We start from the raw sequence: 19,376 nt of genomic DNA on the forward strand, positions 1-19,376 counted from the left end.
GAACCTGGCCTTAGGCGGCACGCTGGCACGCTACTGGCTCGACTATGTCGGCATTGGCCGCTTCGCTGGCGAGTTGGCAACCCCCTTTCCTACGGTGATCAGCGTCGACTGGAGATAGTCCAGAACCGTAACGGGATCGCGTAAGCCCATGACCAACTTCACGTCATGCTCAATCAGCAGGACCGTCTTGCCATCGCCCTTCATCTTGCACATCAACTGACGCAAGCCTTCAGTTTCCGAGGCATTCATACCGGCCGCAGGCTCATCCAGGGCGACCAGCAGTGGTTCGGTTGCAAGCGCCCGAGCTATGGCAAAAAAATCGCTGATGGCCTGCCTGCGCAGGTACAAAAAGACCCTTGGGTGATCGAGGCCTATTGGGGCACTGAGACGGTGGCTTAAGCATGAAAAATATCCTTCAGGTAAACGATCTCAAGGTTTCCTATGGCGCCATTCAGGCCATCAAGGGGCTGAACGTTCATGTCGGCGAGGGCGAGGTGGTCCCTTGATCGGGGTGAGTAATTGCACAGACTTGCCCACCCATTTGCATTCGACCTGACCAGTCATTTACATCGGATTTGACCATCACGCTTCGTGGCCATGAGCGGCAGAGAACAACCCAAACCGGCCGATCATTTTTGGATAGATAGCCTCTCCCCGAACCGTTTCACGCAATCAACTACATCTACCATCCGGGTCAAGACGGCAGGTGTATGTTTTCTTTAGTTTGCGGTGCGCCTCGCTCAACCATCGCGCGCCATTCCCGCAGGCTGGGTCTTTCCTGCATTCTTGCATGCCATGCCTGCAACGCAGTGCATTCATCAGGCACTGGAAGCTTGACCAGCGCCGCGAAGATCATGCCGCCCAGCACCGCGATATCACCCATTGAAAATGCGTCCCCAGCAACGAACGGTCGGTGTTCCAGAAGACTGTCGAAATAGCGCATGCCTCGCACCGCCTTGTCGCGCATACGGAAGCCCCATTCGGGATTTTGATAAAGCTCGACCTGCGGCCCAAGGCCTGCAGTGGCGTGATGAAAATACACGCTGACCGCATCCAGGAACTCGATTTCAGCACGCTTAGTCATCATGTGGATGAGGCCTTTCTCCAGAGGCGTCTGGCCCGTCAGGGTGGGGTTGCCGTCCAATGCGTCCAGGTACTGGGTAATGGCTGTGCATTCAGCGATGAGGGTGCCGTCATGCAACTCCAGTACCGGAAGCGTCCCGGAATAATTGATCGCCAGGAAATCTGGCGTCTTGTGCTGGCCTGTCCAGAGATTGACCGATATGAATTCAACTCGTGAAAGCAGGCCTTTTTCTGCCAGCGCGATACGGACGCGAGCAGGGTAGGGGCCATCGAACCAATCGTGAATTTTCATTACGGGAAGAGTGGATATGTCGAATTGCGGTATTGAAATCGCCATGATTTTTCTCCCTGCCTGTCAGTTGGTAGGTAAAGATTGTGCCTATTCCATGGGTACGTCAACCCCTACCTTCCAGTTGGCAGGTGCACTGGATGGGAGTTAGTATTCACGGCATAAGCTTGACCAGTGAAGGAATCCAATATGAGTGCAAACTCCCGAGAAGCCATCATGGCTGCTGCAAAAACGGCAGCGCAGCGGCACGGATACAACGGCATAAACTTTCGCAGCATCGGTGAAGCGGTGGGGATCAAGAACGCCAGTATTTATTACCACTTCGCCAGCAAGGCTGAGCTTGGCGCCGCTGTTGCACAGCGCTACTGGCAGGACACAGCCAGCGTTCTGAAGGGGATACGCGAGTCCAATCCCGACCCGATTCGGTGCCTGGAAATCTATCCATCGATTTTTCGCGCGTCGCTGGAAGACGGTAACAGGCTGTGTCTATCGAGTTTCATGGCGGCGGAATATGAAGACTTGCCCGAAGAAGTCATGCATGAGGTCAAAGCATTTGCGGATATCAATGTCACATGGCTGACGCAGATGCTGGTGGACGCCGGGCCAGGTAGCACAGAGAGCTGTGAATGCCGTGCCCGCGCGATTTACACCGCTGTTGCGGGCGCTCAATTGATCGCCCGTACCCGGGTCGATATCGGGCTGTTTGACGAGCTAATTCGTAGCTACCGGGAAGTGTCGCTTATACCTACGTCTCGGGCTTGACCACTATGGCCGCTTTTGACCGATTTCCGCCGGCACCCACCGGTTGAGGCCACAGTCGGAAGCTGACAGTCGTGGAATGCGTGGCTGTTTACGGAGTAGGAATGAAATGGTGCTCCAGGATTTTGTGCCCGCTTCCGAACTAGCCGATGCGCTTAAGCAGATCCGTGAGCTACAGCGCATGCTCGGCAAGAAAATCATGTAGGTCGAGATTCTTCAGGAGGCCGTGGAGATTGCTCGGTCGTGAAAATGGATTGCGCACTCAACCTTGTCGCCGGGGGGCGACCAGTGAAGCTGATCAGTGAAAGTCTCGGTGTAGTGTGCTCGCAATTGACGGTTCGACTTAACCCTGCTGCTCAGATCGAGCGGCGTCGTCGAGTGCTGGACGATACCGCGTTGGTCAATGAGATTCGCACTGAGGTCAGCGAGTTACCCAGCTATGGCTACCGCCGTGTTTGGGACTTACTGCGACACCGGCGTGAAGCGCAGAGCCAAGCGCCGGTCAACGTGAAGCGGGACTACTTGAACACGGTGGCTCAGATGGGAGGGCTTTCACAGCTTGATGTTGCTAAGTGGAGCGGTCGGGCGAAGATTACACATAACAGATGCTACGATCATCAATCTGATCGAGACATTCTCGCTCTGGCCAGGGAGGCGTTAGGCAACCCGGAGAAATCAGCAGGTCACGTTGCAAGTCTTCCCCCAAGTAGTTTGATTACGCGTGATCAATTTGCTGAATTGAAGATTTTGACTGCCCACACTACTGATCTAGGGTATTGCGCGCATGATTTTTCAATGCTGCCTTGCCAGCTACATCGAGACTGTTCGAATTGTGATGAGCATTTTTGTATAAAAGGGGATCATGTTCGAGAATGCGCCATACGGCAACACCATTAAGAAACGGAATCACTTTTGCAACAGGCATTGACAGCGCTCGGTGAAGAGCAGTTTGGCGCTAATCGTTGGGTGGAGCATCAGACGCTGACGTTGAAGCGGCTGAACGATTTGTGCGCGATCTTGGACGACCCGTCCGTTCCGATTGGCGCAGTGATCAGACCTAGTGGCGTCTTACCTGCATCGAAGCTGTAGCAGTTTGTGGGCGCTATCCAGGTTCTGCAGAGCTCCAGTGAGGTAGAGCTAAACCTTGAAAGACCAAATGTGCGCCAGGTCCTGGCTTCCGACGGGGATACAGCATGAGCCGCTCAAGAAATCTCACCCCATCAGCAATTGAACAGGTCGTATCAATCCTGGACGGATGCTCCGGGAGATTGACCTGGGACTTGTTAATCGTTGCAGTCTCTCGGCATTTGAGGAGTACCTATACGCGACAAGCTTTGCATAAGCATGAGCGTATCCGGCACGCATTCGCCCTGCGCAAGCAAGTGCTCACGGCTTCACCTGCATTGAAGAAAGCTTCTAGCCCTGAACTGCAAGTGGCTGCCGATCGTATCGCGCTTGGAGGGGGAAAATCAGCGCCTTCGAATGGAAAATGACCAGTTACTCGAACAGTTCGTGCGGTGAGCCTACAACGCTTACAGCCGGGGATTGGATGAGCAATTTCTATCCCGCCCGCTACCCATCATCAATCGACAGCAGACTCCCTAGCTATAATGGCTTGCAATCGAAAACGCCCGTGTTCGCAATCAGCGCGATTTTCAGCTCAGATTAACTGCGACTGACTGAGTCCTACGGCTCACTCTTTGGCATAGGAGCAGCGGGAGGAGCTAGCTTGGCCTGGGGGGACGAGCCTGCGTCGCTAGTATTTTGGATTGGGCAGGTGGATGTAGGATAAATCTGATGAAGGGGTTCGTTTTGTCTGGATGGGCATTTGGAAACGTGTACTTTTTGCCAGGTGGCTATTTGGGTAAGCTTTTCCAGCTCTCCAGAAATCAAGTGCAGAAGTTAATCTGCCGTCCAATTAAACTTGGCGACTTTACGTACTCAGCTTATTTTTCTGAGCGACGATTCGTCGGGCCCTAGTCTTGTGTGGCCGCGGGAGTGAAGGGCAGAACTCTCTGCGCTTGAAGTACCGGAGTTTCGGACTGCGCCTTCGGCATTTGCAGACAACAGGCATCGATTTTTTAGGGAAAGCTGCACATGGGTAGCATCGTTATCGTTGATGATCATCCCCTGATCCGTTTGGCGGTCAGGATGATGCTGGAGAAAGAAGGCCATACGATCATGGCCGAAGTGGATAATGGCTCGGATGCGTTGGAGACCGTGCGCAAGCTTCTGCCCGACCTGATCATCCTTGATCTCAGCATTCCCAACATGGATGGCTTCGCGGTGATTTCCTGCCTCAAATCCATCGGTCTGGCGGTGAAAGTCCTGATCCTGACTTCGGGTGACTCGCGTAATTTCGCCATGCGCTGCCTGCAGGCAGGAGCGGCTGGATTCATCTGCAAGGACGATAACCTGGATGAGCTGGTGGGGGCGGTCAAGGCCGTGCTGTCGGGGTACTCCTATTTCCCTGCGGACACCCTTTTCATGCTGCGGGAAAATGTCCAGGCGGTCAACCAGGAAAGCACCCTCATTGCGCAGCTTTCCGACCGTGAAATAACCGTGTTGAAGCTGCTTGCCCAAGGGCTTGGCAACCAGGAAATTGCAGAGACCCTGATCATCAGCCACAAGACCGTGAGCACTTATAAAGTTCGCTTGCAGAGAAAACTCAACGCACCGAACCTCGTGGCCCTGGTTGAGTTGGCCAAGCGCAACGACGTTGCGTGATCGTAGCCAGGTTCGACTCCACTTTCCCGATCGGCAGCTGGTCAGATAATTCTGAGTTAGTTTTCGATAAATCCTTAGGGGTACGAATAATCTGCTGACATTCGGTCTGGCAGCATTTGGATAGCATCAGGTCTCTCCTTATCCCTGGCTCGGCCTGATGTCGATAAACGAAACTACCCATCCAAAATTCATCTTGTATAGCCAATCCCCGGGATTGTTGTTGCAGTACTGGGCTTCGCTGAATGCCCTTGGGATTTACAACGTAATGCCGTGCTCTACCTGGGCAACCCTTATGCAACGTCCCCCATCAGATGATCGCTATGATCTGCTGCTGTACGATCATTTTGGCGTCGAGAAGTGTCTGAGCGATGTGTTACCACGCCTGGCTGAACGAAGGTTGGCCCGGCAGATCATTGTGCTGACTCATACCCAGCCCGCGTCCCGTCATCGATTGTTGGCCTGGGGTATAGACGAGGGAATTGCGCTGCTCGATGTCGTCAATCCACCGGTGGGCAGCAGGACCTTGCTCGGTCTGCTGGAAAAATGGGGCGCCGGTCATCAGCAATCCCTCTGTCCATCAGGCTGAGTCCGCGCTCCAGTTCGAGCATGGCCTGTTCTACCAGGGCAGCTTTATCCCCAAGCACCGATAGGTCGCTGGAGCAGGCCTCTTCTATTTCCCGGCAATAGTCGATCAAATGTTTGGCCTTTACGACGCTAGCGGCCCCCCTTATCCGATGCGACAACTCGCAAAATGCCCGGATGTCTCGCTTTTGCAAAAGCAGACGGAGCGTCCCCAGATCCTGTCGGTTGCTCCTCAGTAATTCGCGCACCAGATCCTGCACCAGTGAAGCATTACCTCCGGCCATTCGACTTAAGGTGCCGATACCGATGCGATACTGATCGTCTTCGGTTTTTGCTGGCCGTTGAGGTTCGGCAACGTCGTGTTCTTGCGTTGGCCCGCGGCCGAGCGTGAGCGAGGACAGGCGCGTCTCCAGTTCATCCAGGCTGGTCGGTTTGATCAGGCAGTCATCCATGCCGATCGAGAGGTAGCGCTCGATGTCCACTTGCCGGGCATCGGCAGTCAAACCCAGGATCACTGTCGGAGTGAGGCCCAACAGCGGTTCTTCCTTGCGCACCGCCATGGTCAGTTCGGCCCCTGTCATGACCGGCATATGGCAGTCGGTGATGATCAGATCGCAGCGAAGATTGCGCCATGCCGCCAGGGCCACCTCGCCGTTCTCGGCACCAGTAGCCTCATAGCCGAGGAACTGGAGTTGTTGAAGGAGCAACTGGCGGTTCATGACATGGTCATCGACGACCAGTATTTGCATCCGGCCATGACGCGGTGGCACATTTATCGACCGGGGTGGGGGCTCAAGTGGTGGTAGCGCGTCGAGTCGTGTCAGCATGAGGCTCACCTTGATCCGGGTGCCGTTGCCTGGCGCACTGATCATGTGCAGTGTGCCGCCCATCATTTCGCACAGCGAACGGCTGATGACCAGTCCCAGCCCGGTGCCGCCTCGTGCGTTCGCCGGGTCCTGATTCACCTGTACAAATGGACGGAACAGGCGACGCTGGTCTTCCGGCGAGATTCCGATTCCGCTGTCCTCAACCAGCAGCGTAAGCGCAAGGCTGAACGGTTCAACCAGCTCGCCGCCCACGGTGATTTTTACGAAACCTTCGTGGGTGAACTTGATGGCGTTGCTGACCAGATTGGACAGCACTTGCTTGAATCGCAGCGGATCGATGAGCACATCGCCATTGATGTTAGGGTCCACGTCCAGAATCAGCTCCAGGTCTTTGTGCCGAGCCAGTCCATCGAAAATCCGGAATACCGACTCCACCAGTTCCCGCGGATAGCTGCGCTTGGGCGCAAGGCTAAGGCGGCCGGACTCGATACGCACGTTTTGCTATTTACGCCAAGATAAACAATTTGTTGTCATTCTTTTTCTAAATCATATTATGAGCGACAGAAAAAATTAAAACTCAAATTCTGTATCAGTGATGTGCGTTGTTTTGTTTGAATTTAGTCATTACTTACAGATTTTTTGTATCGGCAAGGCTTGGAGTTTTGAAATTACTAAGAATTTATAGAGCTGGGCAGTAAAAAACTGAAGGTTTATTGGTTTGTGGCGCGTTATGGGTAGCTCGGTGCGCTTGCAGCACAATTTTCAGTGTTGTTTTATTTTGTCAATCTGACAGTTTCTGAAGGCCGAGCCTGAGGCTGTGTGAAGGGTTAGTTTGGTTTTTTTCTGGAATATGAACTCAGGTTTAAGTTTTAGGATAAGTGATGTACTAAAATATAGGCGGAGCTAGTTTTAGGTGATTGGTTCAATACGTCTTTTAACTCGGCTAAGGTTTTATATGCCCCCATAGGGGTTTGTGTGTTTTTACATGATATTCTTTCCGAACTAAAGGAAAAGGAGAGAAGATGAATACCTATGGTTTTCGCGCTGAATGTCTGCATGATGTTTTAAATTTTTTAGCCGTAGTGGGCGAGCGTTCAAGAATTTCTGCATGCCGCTTACATCAGGATGCAGTATTTCCAGATGTTGAAGTTGAATTGGTTGTATTTATGTCTCTGGTGGAACTCCGCAAGGTGGCTCATGAGATTATAGATTTACACGTTATAGTAGAGTCGTTAGAGCTGAAGCGAAGATGGATTTGCGATGGGTTTGTACTGACGGCTTTTCAATCTTTAGTTTTACAGTCTTCGCTTATCATTGCTTCATAAAAGCACCATTGGCGTTGAAATAGTGTTGCCTCTGACTGGTACTAGATTATTGGATGCAGCTGTTAGTCTTGCCAAGGCGGGACGAAATTTTCGTCGATGTTTTCTAATTTTGGAGGGTTAGAATACCCCTGCTCGCTGCCGCCTGATGTGAGAAGAAACTTCTGCGTAGCTTTTCCAAACTCAATTGCAGCAGGTAAATTACGCGGGTCGAGGTACGCGGCCTCTCCGAGTAAACCTCCAAGTTTGTATTCAAGCTCTTTTTTTGTCAGCCCATAATTCTTCCCATTGCCTTGAATCGCCGCCTTGATCAGCCTCATTTTTCGGTATCTTACATTCGGTACTCGAATACCGCCCTCATGGACTACAACGCCAGTGATGTGTTTGGGAACGTCAGCGTCAAATACTCTGGTTTTTTTGGAAGCGACCACGTGTCCGTATTTGCGAATCATGTCTTCAATCTGCCACAAGAAATTGCGGCTAATGCTTTTGCCTGAAAAAGTGAGGTCGTCCACGTAACACGTGAAGGTCAGTCCGTGCTTGCTAGCAATCGCGTTTAACTCATCGAACAGTGATTTATTCGCATAAAATGATAGTAGTGGGCTAAGTGGACTTCCTGTTGGTAGGCAATTTTCAAAGGTCGTCAAGTCGGCATACAAGTTTGCTACATCACCTGGCGCTTTTAATGGGCCGCTGAAGAAATTGAAGACTTTAGATTTGGATGTTGAGCCAAAAAAATTACGAATGTCTAACGTTGCAACGCATTTTCCTGAAAGATGCATTTGGGCATTATTTTTGTATGAAGTACCTTTTAGCGCAAATTGCATATATTCAGGAACTTGAACGCAGCGAAGGAGCCTCAGGATTCGCTCATGCATCGCAAGAAGTCTTGGATTTGGCTTCTGGACCTGCCGAACCTTAGGTTGCTTGCCTAGTTTGAAGGGATCTAATTCAGGCACTAGCTCGAATTGTTTGTAATCACCGATGCAATCGGTGATGTTTTTAATGTCAGTAGATAAGGCAGCTGCAAGCTTCGCTTTGGTAGAGGTGTTATATAAAGCGCTTTGAGAGATGTCGTAAGACTTACGCTCTTTTTTGGTTTTCTTTTCTCGTCTTGGCTTCATTCTTGTTTTCCATCCATTCCAAGAGATGAATCACTTTTTTTGCGACGCTTGTTCTTAACTTTGTCGTAGGTTTCGCGGCGTCCATATTTTCCGAGAAAAATAAAATGGAAGACAACGGGATCTCAAAATACTCACTGTATTTATTTAGCAGTTCAATAGTAGGCTGCTTTTTGCCTGACTCTAATTCTGATAAGTGCGAGTTTGATATCCCAAGCTCTTTGCAAAGCTCTGTCTGGGACATGTCGTGGTATGTTCGAATCAAGCGTAGTGCCTGGTTCAGCATTATCGATTCCTCCAAAAGTGACAACAGCGGGGGTAAGGCAGTCAGAATAGGTCACGAACGCTTTCCGAGATCTTAGGCCAGTGCTTGTCGATCAGAGCTAAAGCAAATCCGATCCAACGTACGGCACCGAAAACCACCTTTAACCACCTCATCTTGCGTCGTGTCTTAACTGCCGGGCGTTGCTTGGCGGGTTTTTCAATTTTCATCTCTGTGTCCTTATTGCCCCCTCGGATTGAGAGGTCTCGCGCGCAACTGGACTGAAAATTGGAGCAAGCAATACTTTTCCCCCCTTCTGAGCACCTGCTTCCGGCTCGCGCGGAAGCAGTATCCCTTCGCGGCCCGAGACCTGTGACACTGAGGCATCGGAACGCGTGGGGAAGGGTCAGAGGCGAACCTCCACAGGGCCGAGGCCCCCACATCTACGAGTAAATCTCCCTACCGCATGTGCAGGCTATTCTCGGCAAAGCGAAAAGTCAAAATAATTTCGCTATTAGCGAAATATTTTCTTTGGCTGGGCGCTTTCCCACTCCCGTTTTCAGCAGGTTACTGAATCACTAGCTTAAATTTCCCAGCTCGCCAGGTTCGATTTTTTTGACCGCAGCAGGGGCATGGAATGGTCGTCGTGACGATGTTTCTTTAAGGCACGTTTACATCGATCCACCGCAGGATCAGCAATGGAAGGTCTTGCGCTCCAACTTCCCTGGGATTCGTATGACTGTAGCAACACCAATTCGTGGTGCGCCTGAGCGTTCGATGTTAAAACGCCTGTACAGGATTCCGTTCATAAGATTGGCGAGTTACGAACGATGGCACCACGGAAGAACAGAGCATCAAAGGTCGTTGAAGAAAGGGCCAGCGTGAGCACCCGTGACGACTTTTCGGATACGACTAAGATTGAGCTACTAGTGAGAGCGGCGAATCTCTGTTCGCGTTGTCGCGTCTTCACGATTGGCTCCACTGATGCTGGCGACAGGAAAAATAGCATTGGTGTTGCTGCACACATTTGTGCGGCTGCGAGCGGGCCGGGTGCCAAGCGATATGACGCAAGCCAAACGAAAGCCCAGAGAAGGCATTTCGATAATGGTATCTGGATGTGCTATTCGTGTTCAAAGTTGATCGATAACGAAGAGACATTGCACACGGTCGCTCACTTGAAAGAAATGAAGGCCCGTCATCAAGCCTACGTGTCTTCATTGGTCGGCGTGATACCTATGGCACCCTTTGAAGCCCAGCATGAAATACGTGCAGGAATCATCGGAGCTACTCATTTTTTGATTACAAAAGCAGGTAGTCCAGCAAAATTCGATGTCTCAGCAGTCGTGGAAGGATACGAAGAATCGATAAACAGTATCGATCCAAACTTTAGGGTTGTTGTCACTGCAACAAGCGGATCGGTCGTGCATGAGCTGATTCCCGTCGCTAACCCGGCACCTGAAATCCAGATGGTTTTCAATGATGATGCCGTTGCTTCGGCTCACCTCGCTTGGCAAAACATGATTGAGGTAGGGGAGAGTATCCACATTCCCACCAATGACTTTAAATTTGTAGGGTCAAAATTATTTGAATACCTGAATGAAGTTATTGTAGGAGGAACGCTAACTCTCACGCCCAGCAAAAGACGCCTCGAAACGTGTATTTATTTTGTAAGTGATGAAGCTGAATTTGAGCTGGCTACTACTGATTCATTCATGGGGAAGGGGTCAAAACAATTTGATATTGAAGGTTCTGCATTAGACGGATTCTTTACCTATCGTTATTATATTCATGACCGCTACAAGGTAGACGCAACCTACACATTTGATGTGGCTGGATGGCTTGGGCAGCCGATCAACAGTCTCAGACATTATCATAGGATTAAAAAAGCCTATGATTTCGTTTTAAAGTATCCAAAGTATAGAGTTTCTGTGGAGGTTGTGTTGAATGGAAATCCTATGCGTCTATGGGATGGGACATATAGTGACTTTACTGAGCTATTTGCTCGATTGAAAAAAATTGTTGAGGTTGCTGAATGCTCCAAAGCTATTGCTTCGAGAATTTCAGAACAACTGAGGTTAAAGACCCTAGATTTGACATTGCAGGATGAACGATACATTGAGCTATATGCTCAGCTTTTCAAAGGCGACGTTATTCGCAAGCTCGATTATGGCGAAAATATCTTCACTGCTCGCATTGATGATAAAGAAAGTAAGGCTATCAAAACCTTTTGCTCAGAAAATGAGCCTGAAGTCATCATAGCCAAGTCTCCAACTATAGATTTCTTTGGTAACACTGTGTCGCTACCTAGAAGGTCTAAAAAAGTATCGTGTTTCGACATTGTTTTCTTTTCAAGCATTAGAAAATCCGACTGGCAATCTTTGTGGTGTGTTGGAAGAGCCAACCATTCTAGCGATTCTGTAATCTCCATCGCTCCTGATGAAATGCCGCTGCTCTGCGATGATGAGGAAATTATAATTGGATGAGCTTATGCTGATGGATCGGAGTCGCGTTCTTCATGAAGCACTTGAACAAAGTGGGTGGGAGAATCCTGAAGAAGTTATTCAGCGTGTGAAGCGTCTCGACCTAGGGCTACCGGCAGAGGATGAATTCGCCGTCATCTGTAGCTGGCTTGGGAAGTGTTCGCTTGTCCATAAATTGGATCAGCAGCAAATCCCAAAATCTTCCCGAGAAACCTATCAGGTTCCCGATTTGCTGGCGGTTTTCAACACGGAAAATAACCAGTACAGGGTTCTCATCGAGGTCAAAACTAAGCAAGAAAAAAGCCTTAATCTCAGAGCGAAGGACAGGGAAAAATTGCTCAAGTATGGTGAAATGCTTGGGCTACCTGTCTTGTTTGCGTGGAAATATCACGGCCTTTGGATGCTGTTTGATATTTCCTTGTTCAAGCGATTTAACAAAAATTATCGGATTGATTTATTCTCTGCTATATCCAATAGCTTAATGAGTCTCCTGGCGGGTGACATGAATTATCAGCTAGGGGAGGGTGTAGGTCTTCACCTTAAATTAAAGAAAGATGAAATGCATGGCATTGATGAAAATGTTGAGACGTGGAAAACAAGAATAGAAGACGTATATCTTCTTGATTTCAATGGCGAGAAAAATTACACGTTTTCGCCTAAAACACTCTCGATTTTGAATACGTGCGAAATTGAAGAAAATACTGAAGTAGATGATGAGTACATCAGTCAGAGCTTCGTTGTGCGTCCCGGCATGGGGAACATGGCACACAGAGCGATGGAGAAACTTTTAAAGATGGCTGATGCTGATACTAATATTCATTGGCGGTCTTTGCTCGTTGATGAATCACCTCTTCATTCTATCGCTGATTTTCAAAGTGCTTTAGATGAAGCATTGAAACAAAAACTTGTAAAATACATTCTTCTCCAACATCCTCAAGAATATCCCGCTTTCATAAAGGATGATGACAAAGCCAATGGAGTGCATTAATGTCGGTTAGTAAGGTCAAGTCAGCTCTTATAGATTTTGTCAAAGGCGAAAAGGACAGGGCCATTGTTCTGAAAGGGGATTGGGGGACCGGTAAGACCCACCTCTGGAAACAGGTCGTGCGTGAAAGCCGTGATTCGTTTAATAAACGTAATTATTCTTACGTTTCTCTCTTTGGGCTGAATAGCCTGAAAGACTTGAAGAAATCAATCTACGAAAACAAGGTTTATCGGGAGCGTGCCCATATCGCTTCTGATGAAAGCTCGTTTGAAGAAAACCTTAAGGACATTTCAGGTCGATTCGCTGGGTTGATGCGTAAAGGTTCATCATTGTTCAATGATGTATCAGCAATGGGCGTTAAAGGCATTGGGCCTATCGTTGAAAGTCTTCAATTCATTCGTGTCACTGACACTCTTATCTGTCTAGACGATTTTGAGCGGAAAGGCTCAGGGCTGCATGATAGGGAAGTGCTTGGTTTAATCTCCCTGCTGGTGGAAAGTAAAAACTGTCGTGTTGTGATGCTGCTCAATGACGGCACCTTAAAATCTGGTGATGATTTCTTCTCTTATCATGAGAAAGTATTTGACTATGAAGTGACCTTCAATCCTTCAATAGATGAGTCGGTGAATCTTGTTTTTAGTTCTGCTGACAATTTTCATGGAATACTTGCCAAGAACGCGACTAAGCTAAAAATCAACAATATACGTCTTCTCAAAAAGATAGATTATTTCGCCGGTCTGTTGAAAAAGACTTTGCAGGGCTGTAATGCTCAGGTGGTTGAGCAAGCATTACACGTACTCCCATTGGCTATTCTGGCTAAATACGGTGGTGACGCTTCAAAGGCAGATATTGATTTTATACTAAATTATGAAGGAGGGTATGTTGATTCGACGTTGCCCGGTGAGGAGCTAGATGAAGCTGAGATAGAGATTAAAAAATCTATAGAAGCAAAATCAGATTACCTTGAAGAGTATGGTTTCACTCGGTGCGATGAATTTGATATTGCTATCATTGATTTGGTAGAAAAAGGATATGCTGATGAGGAATCATTAGGCGGTGTTATTCAAGCTCTGGAAGCCAAAATCAAACACGATTCAGAAATTGCACTTTTACAGTATGCTTGGGTAATATTTCATGGTTCATTTCTGACAAATGATGATGAGGTATTTGCCGCTTTCGATTTGGCTATTGAAAAGTCACTTGTAAATTTTTCAATCAATGATTTGGATTCTGTTGCATTTGTTTACACCGAGGCGGGCAAGGCCTCCATCATCAATCCTATTATTGATAGGTATTTTAATAGTGTGCTGGCTTCGAGCAATGTTCGTGAGAAAAGCGAATTGTTCCGTTGGCCCCAACATCCTTACGTTCAGCGAAAGCTTGATGAGTATTTTGATGGATTGGTGATTGAGCAAGGCCTAGCTGAGCTTATTGAATACGCTTATAGCGTATCAGGATTCAATAATACGAATATCAGGAATAGCGTTGCTAAAAAAACAGACGGTGAATTTTACGAGTATTTCAGTTCTCTCAATGATGAACATCTGACTCACTATGTAAGAATGTGTCTTAAATGTGGTCAGGTCGCTTCTCCTGAACAGCACATTCAAAATTCCTACAATCAGATTTTCTTGAAGACATTTCGATGTCTAGAAAGGCTGTCTGAGGTTTCTTTGCTGAACAAAGCAAGAATGAACAAATTCAAAGGTTATGAAACACTTTACGCTCAGGCAGTGCAGGAACTGGCTAGTCAACAAGATCGACCTGAATAGCCCCTGCGTGTTGGGAAAGGTGCCACACAGGGAAGGGTTTTTCTCGATGGTGCTGAGCTTCGCCAACGCAAGCGGTAGGCGTCCATCCACGCCTGCCATTAAGCTGACTCATTTTTCCGCGTGGCACAACCCCTGGGGGCCAATCCGTCATTCAGTTGGCTATAGGTGACGGTCCGCACCAAATTCTGGACATATTTCAAAAGGAAAGGGAATGAGCGAAATCAACGTTCCGGCTGAGCAGCGAAAGTCTATCGCCGCATTGGATATCAGCCATCTTGGCAACCTCCTCGACCAATCTCTGCGGGAAGAGCGCCTAGTTGGACTGAGCGATCTTCGTCTCTACGACTGCGGCGATTACATCGGCGAACAATTGAGGAAATTTGAGAGGGCAGTGCAAGGACACGCGGCAGCGAAGGCTCCGAAAAAACGAGCCCAAACGGAACAGGACGTTCGGCGAGCTGGGAGTGCGTTGATTTCTGCTGTGCAGCTGATGCAGGGCAGGGTCGAACAGGAGCAAATAGAAGCTGAGTTATTTGTAGTTGATGATTACGTAGGCCAACCTTATTTGCACAGCAATCGTCTGTCAGTGTCTGTCAGCTACCGCTGGCGTAACCAAGCCACGGAACATTGGGAGATTGGCTGCATTAAATTCACTCATACGCATAATTTCGCACCGGCATATCTGTCTTCTCAGCCAAAGAGGAAACCTAGCGCGGCGGCTCAAGCCACAGAGAAGGAGGCTGAGTTGCATCGCGTCTGGGATCACTTGCGGCGCCTAGCCTTGCACTCTGTGAAAGAGTATTTCCAGGAGGGCGGCGACGGCAGCAAGATCCCCCAAGCCTTCCAAGCCAAACACGGTGCATACGGAGGAGGCCTGAATAACTTCAGCCTCTCGTTCTGGAACGACAAACGCTAAGTTTTTTCAGCCTCATCACCTCCATTGAACAGACCAGAAGACATACAACGTGGCCAGACGTAGAAATAGGAAATCCCAGCCGGATACTGCCAGCAAGCCAGATGATTTTGGGCTATTTAAAAAGGCTCGTCTTGCAGTCATTTCTGCAACCGGTGGCGTTTTCTTGGGGGCTTATACAAGCCTTATCACTGGATACGTGGGACCTTTTCTGACATCGATGGTGGAATGGACTCAAGACCACCTTCTACCGATGCCTGCTGACCAACAAATCGTTGCAGAGGCCCATTTCTTCGTTGCCAAGAAGTCCGGAACACCTCGCTCTGGTGAGGTGATGGGTGTCGCGTTGAGGGGGATCGATTGCCTCAAGCCAGGCGGCGCCAGTGATTACAAGTTGTATGAATTTGGTGACGAAGTCGTATACACGAACGCTCTTCTGCACACCACGTGCCGACCTTCAGGCAAAACCAAGGTGACAATCACCCCGCGCAACGGCAATCCAATGGTCCTGTTCAACGGCTTCATCAACGGCAGGGAGCAGGTTGAAATTGGAGGTGTTGAAGGTAGCTATGAATACGGGATGCTCACAGTTTCGTATGTAGGTACGAAAGAGCCAACCGGACCGTACAGGCCTCTCAATCAGACACCGCCCCCGCCTGCTGAAAACCGCCAGTAAAAGTGTGGAAAGCTCTAGGAGGGTAGGGCTCAGGGGCCTTGGCTTCGATGGGGCTGAAAGAGACCGGAGGCCAGATACCGCGCACGTTGCCGGTGAGTGGGTCGATAAATCCGAGGTCGAGCTGGCCGTGTCGAGCCTCAGACACCAGAAGCAAGCGGGATAGCGAAATAAGACTGAGCGCAATCCCAAGGCACCTGTTTCACTCCTTGTCAGTTTGAGACAGAGGGGCGATCAGCTCTGGCCTTTGATTCCTGACATTGCCAAGGGCTTTGCCGACTAGATACCAATGAAATTCGGCGACCGGTGACATACGTGTGCGGGCTGCTATAACGGGTTGGTACTACAAGACGGTGAAGGTGCGAAATCCATGGCTCTCATTGATGACGTTGACAGCTTGCAATCGATTTACATCAATCGTGCCACCGGAAACGGAAACGGGAACGACGACGATGAGCGGGATTACCCTCTTTACCGGCAGAGCGTTCTTGATGACCCTCGTGTGGCCTCACTGGTTCCCGCGTGGGTGCGTCGTATAGGAACTTGGATCAGTTTTGGGGGTTCATCCAGCCCAAATTTCCAAGCTACGCCGAACGCAGGAAGTTCATCTGGGAAGAGTTTAGGTCGCTCGTTGACTTCGCTGAATCTGGTGGGGGGCACCCTTCTGATATCGTTGTTTCAGAGGCGCTGGATCGCATTGACGCTGAGCACGTTCGTATCGCATGGACCAAGGCGCTTGAAAGGCGCTCAATTGATCCGGAAGGAGCTATCACGATGGCTCGTACTCTCCTGGAATCGGTATGCAAACACATTCTGGACGAAGCCGGAGAAAGCGACCACGAGACGACTCCTGACCTGAACAAGCTATACAAGCAAACCGCTACGCTTCTAAATCTGACGAAGGCGCAGCATGAAGAGGTTGTGTTCAAGCAAATCCTTGGAGGGTGCACAGCAGTTATCGAGGGTTTAGGGGCGCTTCGGAATCGTTTGAGCGATGCCCATGGCAAAGGAAAGGGCGGAGTGAAGGCCGCCCCCCGTCATGCAGAGCTGGCAGTGAATCTTGCGGGTTCGACTGCGCTTTTCCTGCTTGCCACATGGGAGGCAAAAAACGGGGATTGAGTGTGGTAGCGCCTAATAAGGGGACGGATCAAATTCGGTGCGGATGGGTGGTCAAATCAACCCAGTACCGACATATCAGCGGATTTGTATAAGTGACTTAAACCAGGAGTGAATTCAACTAGCCTTTCGCTCCGGACATCCAAGGACGACATTTATGCCAGATAATTCTGAAGCCAACATACACATAGCTGACACTCTCACACTGCTACTGCACAACCAGCATGCCATGGCTGCGGCCATCGAAGAAGTGACGGGTTGGCTTACAGAGAATGGAGTGGGGAATGTCGCCGCTAACGCGATAGCTGCCCTGAACACGTTGGACACAAATGCCAAAGGCATCACAGATTCCATTATGCGGCTACGTCAGTTGTAAGCATCCTCCCCTCCACGATGGAGGCACGACCGCCGACTCGCTCCAGTCTGCTGCGCTATCAAGCCGAGATCTATCTCAGCTCAATAGGCCTAGTGCGGCAGGAAGTCCGGCGCCAACGGCAGAAGCCACTAGCGGATGGGCAAGGAAAGCATTCAGTCGGTTTTTTGCCTCCTCCCTTCGTTCCTTCGGAGCATCTGCTTTGTCGATGGAAGACAGCACCTCTTCCAAGGCGAATTGCAGATTTTGCACGTTGTGTCCACCAATCTGGATGCCTGTAGATCCATGAATGTTGATGTGGTTCCTAGTAGATGATCGGGATCGCTCGGGAAATGCCGAATCTTAGATATTTGAAGGGTGTAGTGCGGCGGTATGCCTCGACCTTTAACCGCTGACCGAAGAGCCCTCAAGCCCCAAGTCGCATGGGCCGGTCTATCGACAATTGAAAGCAGACGAAGTACTTTGGTGACATTCTTTGCAAAATGTTTCGTGATTTCTAGAATCGTGTCCAGTGCAAACCGTTCTCGTATGCATGGCTCACTTTATAACTAAAGATTTCACCGTGATTTGCGGATTTCGGTGGCGGGCTCGGTACATCATGCTCACTCAACATACTCATACCATCCTCGCCGAAGGCTTTTTTCAGCAAAATATGGAGATGTTCGCGCCATTTCTTGCTGAGGTCGGCTTGAGTGAGCAGGTTTTGTGTGCTCCGGAGTCCGAGATTCCATTGTCGCAATATGTCGCCCTTTGGGAGGTTATGGGCAACAAGGTTTGTCCTTCTATCGGTCTACGTCTCGGTATGCAAACCGACAGTAGCGCATTAGGTGCATACGGCCATGCTGTGCGGTCTGCTCCGACCATGTCGCTGGTACTCCGGTGCTTAAGTCACTTCATCGTGGTTTTTAGTCAGGCTACCCAAGTGAACGTCGATGACGACGGCAAGCTCGTCTCCCTTTCCTACCAAGTAACCGCTCCCGCCATTGTGCAACGCCGCCAAGACTCAGAGTTTGCGATGAGCCTTGCTTTGAGCTTGCTGCGGGAGGTCACTAAGAACCCAAGCCTTGTGCCTGTGCGTGTGGACTTCGAGCACGCGTCCCCGACTGATCTAGGGATGCATCAGAGGATTTTTGCATGTCCCGTGCGCTTCAATCAGCCAGACAATCGGCTGTATTTCTCCCGCGAGCTGTTACTGAATATGCCAGTACGCACAGCAGACCCGCGATTGTTCCAGGCGCTGGCTCCGTTTCTGGAGACGCAGCGACAGAGCAGAGCAGCGGCTACGGATTTGCTCAGTCAACTAGGGCGTCATATTGCCAGCGCACTGGGCAGCGGAGGAGTAAGTTTGGAACTCGTTGCAAATGGAGTGGGCATGGGGACACGGACCTTACAGAGACGGTTGGCTGAGCATGGTGTTGAGTTCAGTCACTTGGTTGAGGAGGTTCGTCGTTCTCTGGCTGAAGCCTATGTAACACAGGGCGATTACAACCTTACCGATATAGCGCTGCTGCTCGGATATGCCGAAGCGAGTTCATTCAGCCGAGCTTTTCGGCGTTGGACTAAACTGTCTCCGCAGCAGTATCGCCAGCAAGCCAAGGCAGCAAAATCATAGCTTTGTAAGTACCGACATCATTACAACAATGGGCCGGTTCTACCGGGACCTCAGAAAACCGCGATCCATGTGCGCGCTTAGGCGCTTGCTTACGTTGAAAATTTCCGTATATCCCCTTCATTCATAATTGACTTCTAGCCGTCGAGTGCTTGGATTCCCTGCGAACGGGAGCTTTGACTCGGTGCGGGCGTAGGAAGGTACTGCGCTGATCTGATTTTCGGATCGCTTTGACGCTTCGTCGTTCAGTTGTGGATGCAATGGTTTGCGCATTCCGGAGCCTCATATCGATTGTTGGCGCCTGCTGTCATGAACTCTGACGTGCGTTGGCAAGCCGTCAATCATCCCCCCCTGTAGCTTTCTCACCAAAGGTGGGTATGACTCTCGCTTTCTGCGACCAGGCATTTTTTCTGCCGGGCCCCCACCCTGATGAGCCGACCATTGTTAATAAAGCCGGCCTGTGACTTACGAAATTTTGCCCTA

General features: G+C 49.8%; 18 protein-coding genes and 1 pseudogene. 13 read left to right on the forward strand and 6 right to left on the reverse strand.

The features are described 5' to 3' along the window. Positions 1–42: 42 nt before the first annotated feature. On the reverse strand, positions 43–348 hold the full coding sequence (locus NRG23_RS02680) for a hypothetical protein (protein WP_041988086.1): 306 nt from the start codon (positions 346–348) through the stop codon (positions 43–45). Here NRG23_RS02680 and NRG23_RS32750 point away from each other — a divergent pair. Then, positions 331–399 carry a hypothetical protein gene (locus tag NRG23_RS32750; RefSeq protein ID WP_353857165.1) on the forward strand — a complete coding sequence of 23 codons (69 nt, stop codon included), beginning with the start codon at positions 331–333 and terminating at the stop codon, positions 397–399. The two genes, NRG23_RS02680 and NRG23_RS32750, sit on opposite strands and share 18 nt — an antisense overlap. A 295-nt stretch (positions 400–694) precedes the next feature. On the opposite strand, the gene NRG23_RS02685 is transcribed toward NRG23_RS32750, so the two are convergent. Continuing rightward, positions 695–1,375 carry a glutathione S-transferase gene (locus NRG23_RS02685; RefSeq protein WP_110175483.1) on the reverse strand — a complete coding sequence of 227 codons (681 nt, stop codon included), beginning with the start codon at positions 1,373–1,375 and terminating at the stop codon, positions 695–697. A 186-nt stretch (positions 1,376–1,561) separates the two neighbouring features. Here NRG23_RS02685 and NRG23_RS02690 point away from each other — a divergent pair, with 186 nt between their 5' ends. The 3 genes and pseudogenes from NRG23_RS02690 to NRG23_RS02700 all read left to right on the forward strand — a co-directional run bounded on the left by NRG23_RS02690 (position 1,562) and on the right by NRG23_RS02700 (position 4,858). Continuing rightward, positions 1,562–2,134 (forward strand): TetR/AcrR family transcriptional regulator, encoded by a 573-nt coding sequence (locus NRG23_RS02690; RefSeq protein WP_257373659.1) that lies wholly within the window; start codon positions 1,562–1,564, stop codon positions 2,132–2,134. 124 nt (positions 2,135–2,258) lie between these two features. Further along, positions 2,259–2,653: pseudogene (locus NRG23_RS02695) on the forward strand (IS3 family transposase); the annotation flags it as partial. Between the two features lie 1,575 nt (positions 2,654–4,228). Next, positions 4,229–4,858, forward strand: coding sequence for a response regulator transcription factor (locus tag NRG23_RS02700; protein WP_257373660.1), 630 nt, complete (start codon positions 4,229–4,231; stop codon positions 4,856–4,858). A gap of 497 nt (positions 4,859–5,355) precedes the next feature. Here NRG23_RS02700 and NRG23_RS02705 read toward each other — a convergent pair whose 3' ends face one another. After that, the gene (locus NRG23_RS02705) at positions 5,356–6,762 is read right to left on the reverse strand and encodes an ATP-binding protein (protein WP_257373661.1); all 1,407 of its coding nucleotides are present in this window, start codon (positions 6,760–6,762) and stop codon (positions 5,356–5,358) included. Positions 6,763–7,289: 527 nt separating this feature from the next. On the opposite strand from NRG23_RS02705, the gene NRG23_RS02710 reads away from it, so the two are divergent. After that, positions 7,290–7,592 (forward strand): hypothetical protein, encoded by a 303-nt coding sequence (locus tag NRG23_RS02710; protein ID WP_257373662.1) that lies wholly within the window; start codon positions 7,290–7,292, stop codon positions 7,590–7,592. 62 nt (positions 7,593–7,654) lie between these two features. Here NRG23_RS02710 and NRG23_RS02715 read toward each other — a convergent pair whose 3' ends face one another. From NRG23_RS02715 to NRG23_RS02725, 3 genes are read right to left on the reverse strand one after another with little or no spacing between them, the layout of a single operon-like run. Further along, the gene (locus tag NRG23_RS02715; protein ID WP_257373663.1) at positions 7,655–8,713 is read right to left on the reverse strand and encodes a reverse transcriptase family protein; all 1,059 of its coding nucleotides are present in this window, start codon (positions 8,711–8,713) and stop codon (positions 7,655–7,657) included. After that, a complete protein-coding gene (locus NRG23_RS02720; RefSeq protein ID WP_257373664.1) occupies positions 8,673–8,996 on the reverse strand; it encodes a helix-turn-helix transcriptional regulator in 324 nt (107 codons plus the stop codon). Before NRG23_RS02720 ends, NRG23_RS02715 begins: the two co-directional genes overlap by 41 nt. Before the next feature lie 41 nt (positions 8,997–9,037). After that, on the reverse strand, positions 9,038–9,202 hold the full coding sequence (locus NRG23_RS02725) for a hypothetical protein (RefSeq protein WP_257373665.1): 165 nt from the start codon (positions 9,200–9,202) through the stop codon (positions 9,038–9,040). Positions 9,203–9,853: 651 nt separating this feature from the next. On the opposite strand from NRG23_RS02725, the gene NRG23_RS02730 reads away from it, so the two are divergent. The 8 genes from NRG23_RS02730 (at position 9,854) to NRG23_RS02765 (ending at position 18,896) form a co-directional block, all read left to right on the forward strand. Next, the gene (locus tag NRG23_RS02730; protein ID WP_257373666.1) at positions 9,854–11,455 is read left to right on the forward strand and encodes a hypothetical protein; all 1,602 of its coding nucleotides are present in this window, start codon (positions 9,854–9,856) and stop codon (positions 11,453–11,455) included. Then, positions 11,448–12,440, forward strand: coding sequence for a hypothetical protein (locus NRG23_RS02735; RefSeq protein ID WP_257373667.1), 993 nt, complete (start codon positions 11,448–11,450; stop codon positions 12,438–12,440). The genes NRG23_RS02730 and NRG23_RS02735 overlap by 8 nt, the downstream gene beginning before the upstream one ends. Next, the gene (locus NRG23_RS02740) at positions 12,440–14,209 is read left to right on the forward strand and encodes a KAP family NTPase (protein ID WP_257373668.1); all 1,770 of its coding nucleotides are present in this window, start codon (positions 12,440–12,442) and stop codon (positions 14,207–14,209) included. The genes NRG23_RS02735 and NRG23_RS02740 overlap by 1 nt, the downstream gene beginning before the upstream one ends. Positions 14,210–14,420: 211 nt before the next feature. Then, entirely contained in the window at positions 14,421–15,125 is a 705-nt protein-coding gene (locus tag NRG23_RS02745) for a hypothetical protein (protein WP_257373669.1), read from the forward strand. 49 nt (positions 15,126–15,174) lie between these two features. Beyond that, positions 15,175–15,798 (forward strand): hypothetical protein, encoded by a 624-nt coding sequence (locus NRG23_RS02750; RefSeq protein WP_257373670.1) that lies wholly within the window; start codon positions 15,175–15,177, stop codon positions 15,796–15,798. 540 nt (positions 15,799–16,338) lie between these two features. Beyond that, on the forward strand, positions 16,339–16,914 hold the full coding sequence (locus tag NRG23_RS02755; RefSeq protein WP_257373671.1) for an abortive infection family protein: 576 nt from the start codon (positions 16,339–16,341) through the stop codon (positions 16,912–16,914). A gap of 154 nt (positions 16,915–17,068) precedes the next feature. Next, positions 17,069–17,287, forward strand: coding sequence for a hypothetical protein (locus tag NRG23_RS02760; protein WP_257373672.1), 219 nt, complete (start codon positions 17,069–17,071; stop codon positions 17,285–17,287). 595 nt (positions 17,288–17,882) lie between these two features. Beyond that, on the forward strand, positions 17,883–18,896 hold the full coding sequence (locus tag NRG23_RS02765) for an AraC family transcriptional regulator (RefSeq protein ID WP_257373673.1): 1,014 nt from the start codon (positions 17,883–17,885) through the stop codon (positions 18,894–18,896). The last annotated feature ends 480 nt before the right edge of the window (positions 18,897–19,376 follow it).

Origin of the sequence: Pseudomonas sp. T8, assembly GCF_024610635.1 — a bacterium.
GTDB lineage: Bacteria > Pseudomonadota > Gammaproteobacteria > Pseudomonadales > Pseudomonadaceae > Aquipseudomonas > Aquipseudomonas chlororaphis_I.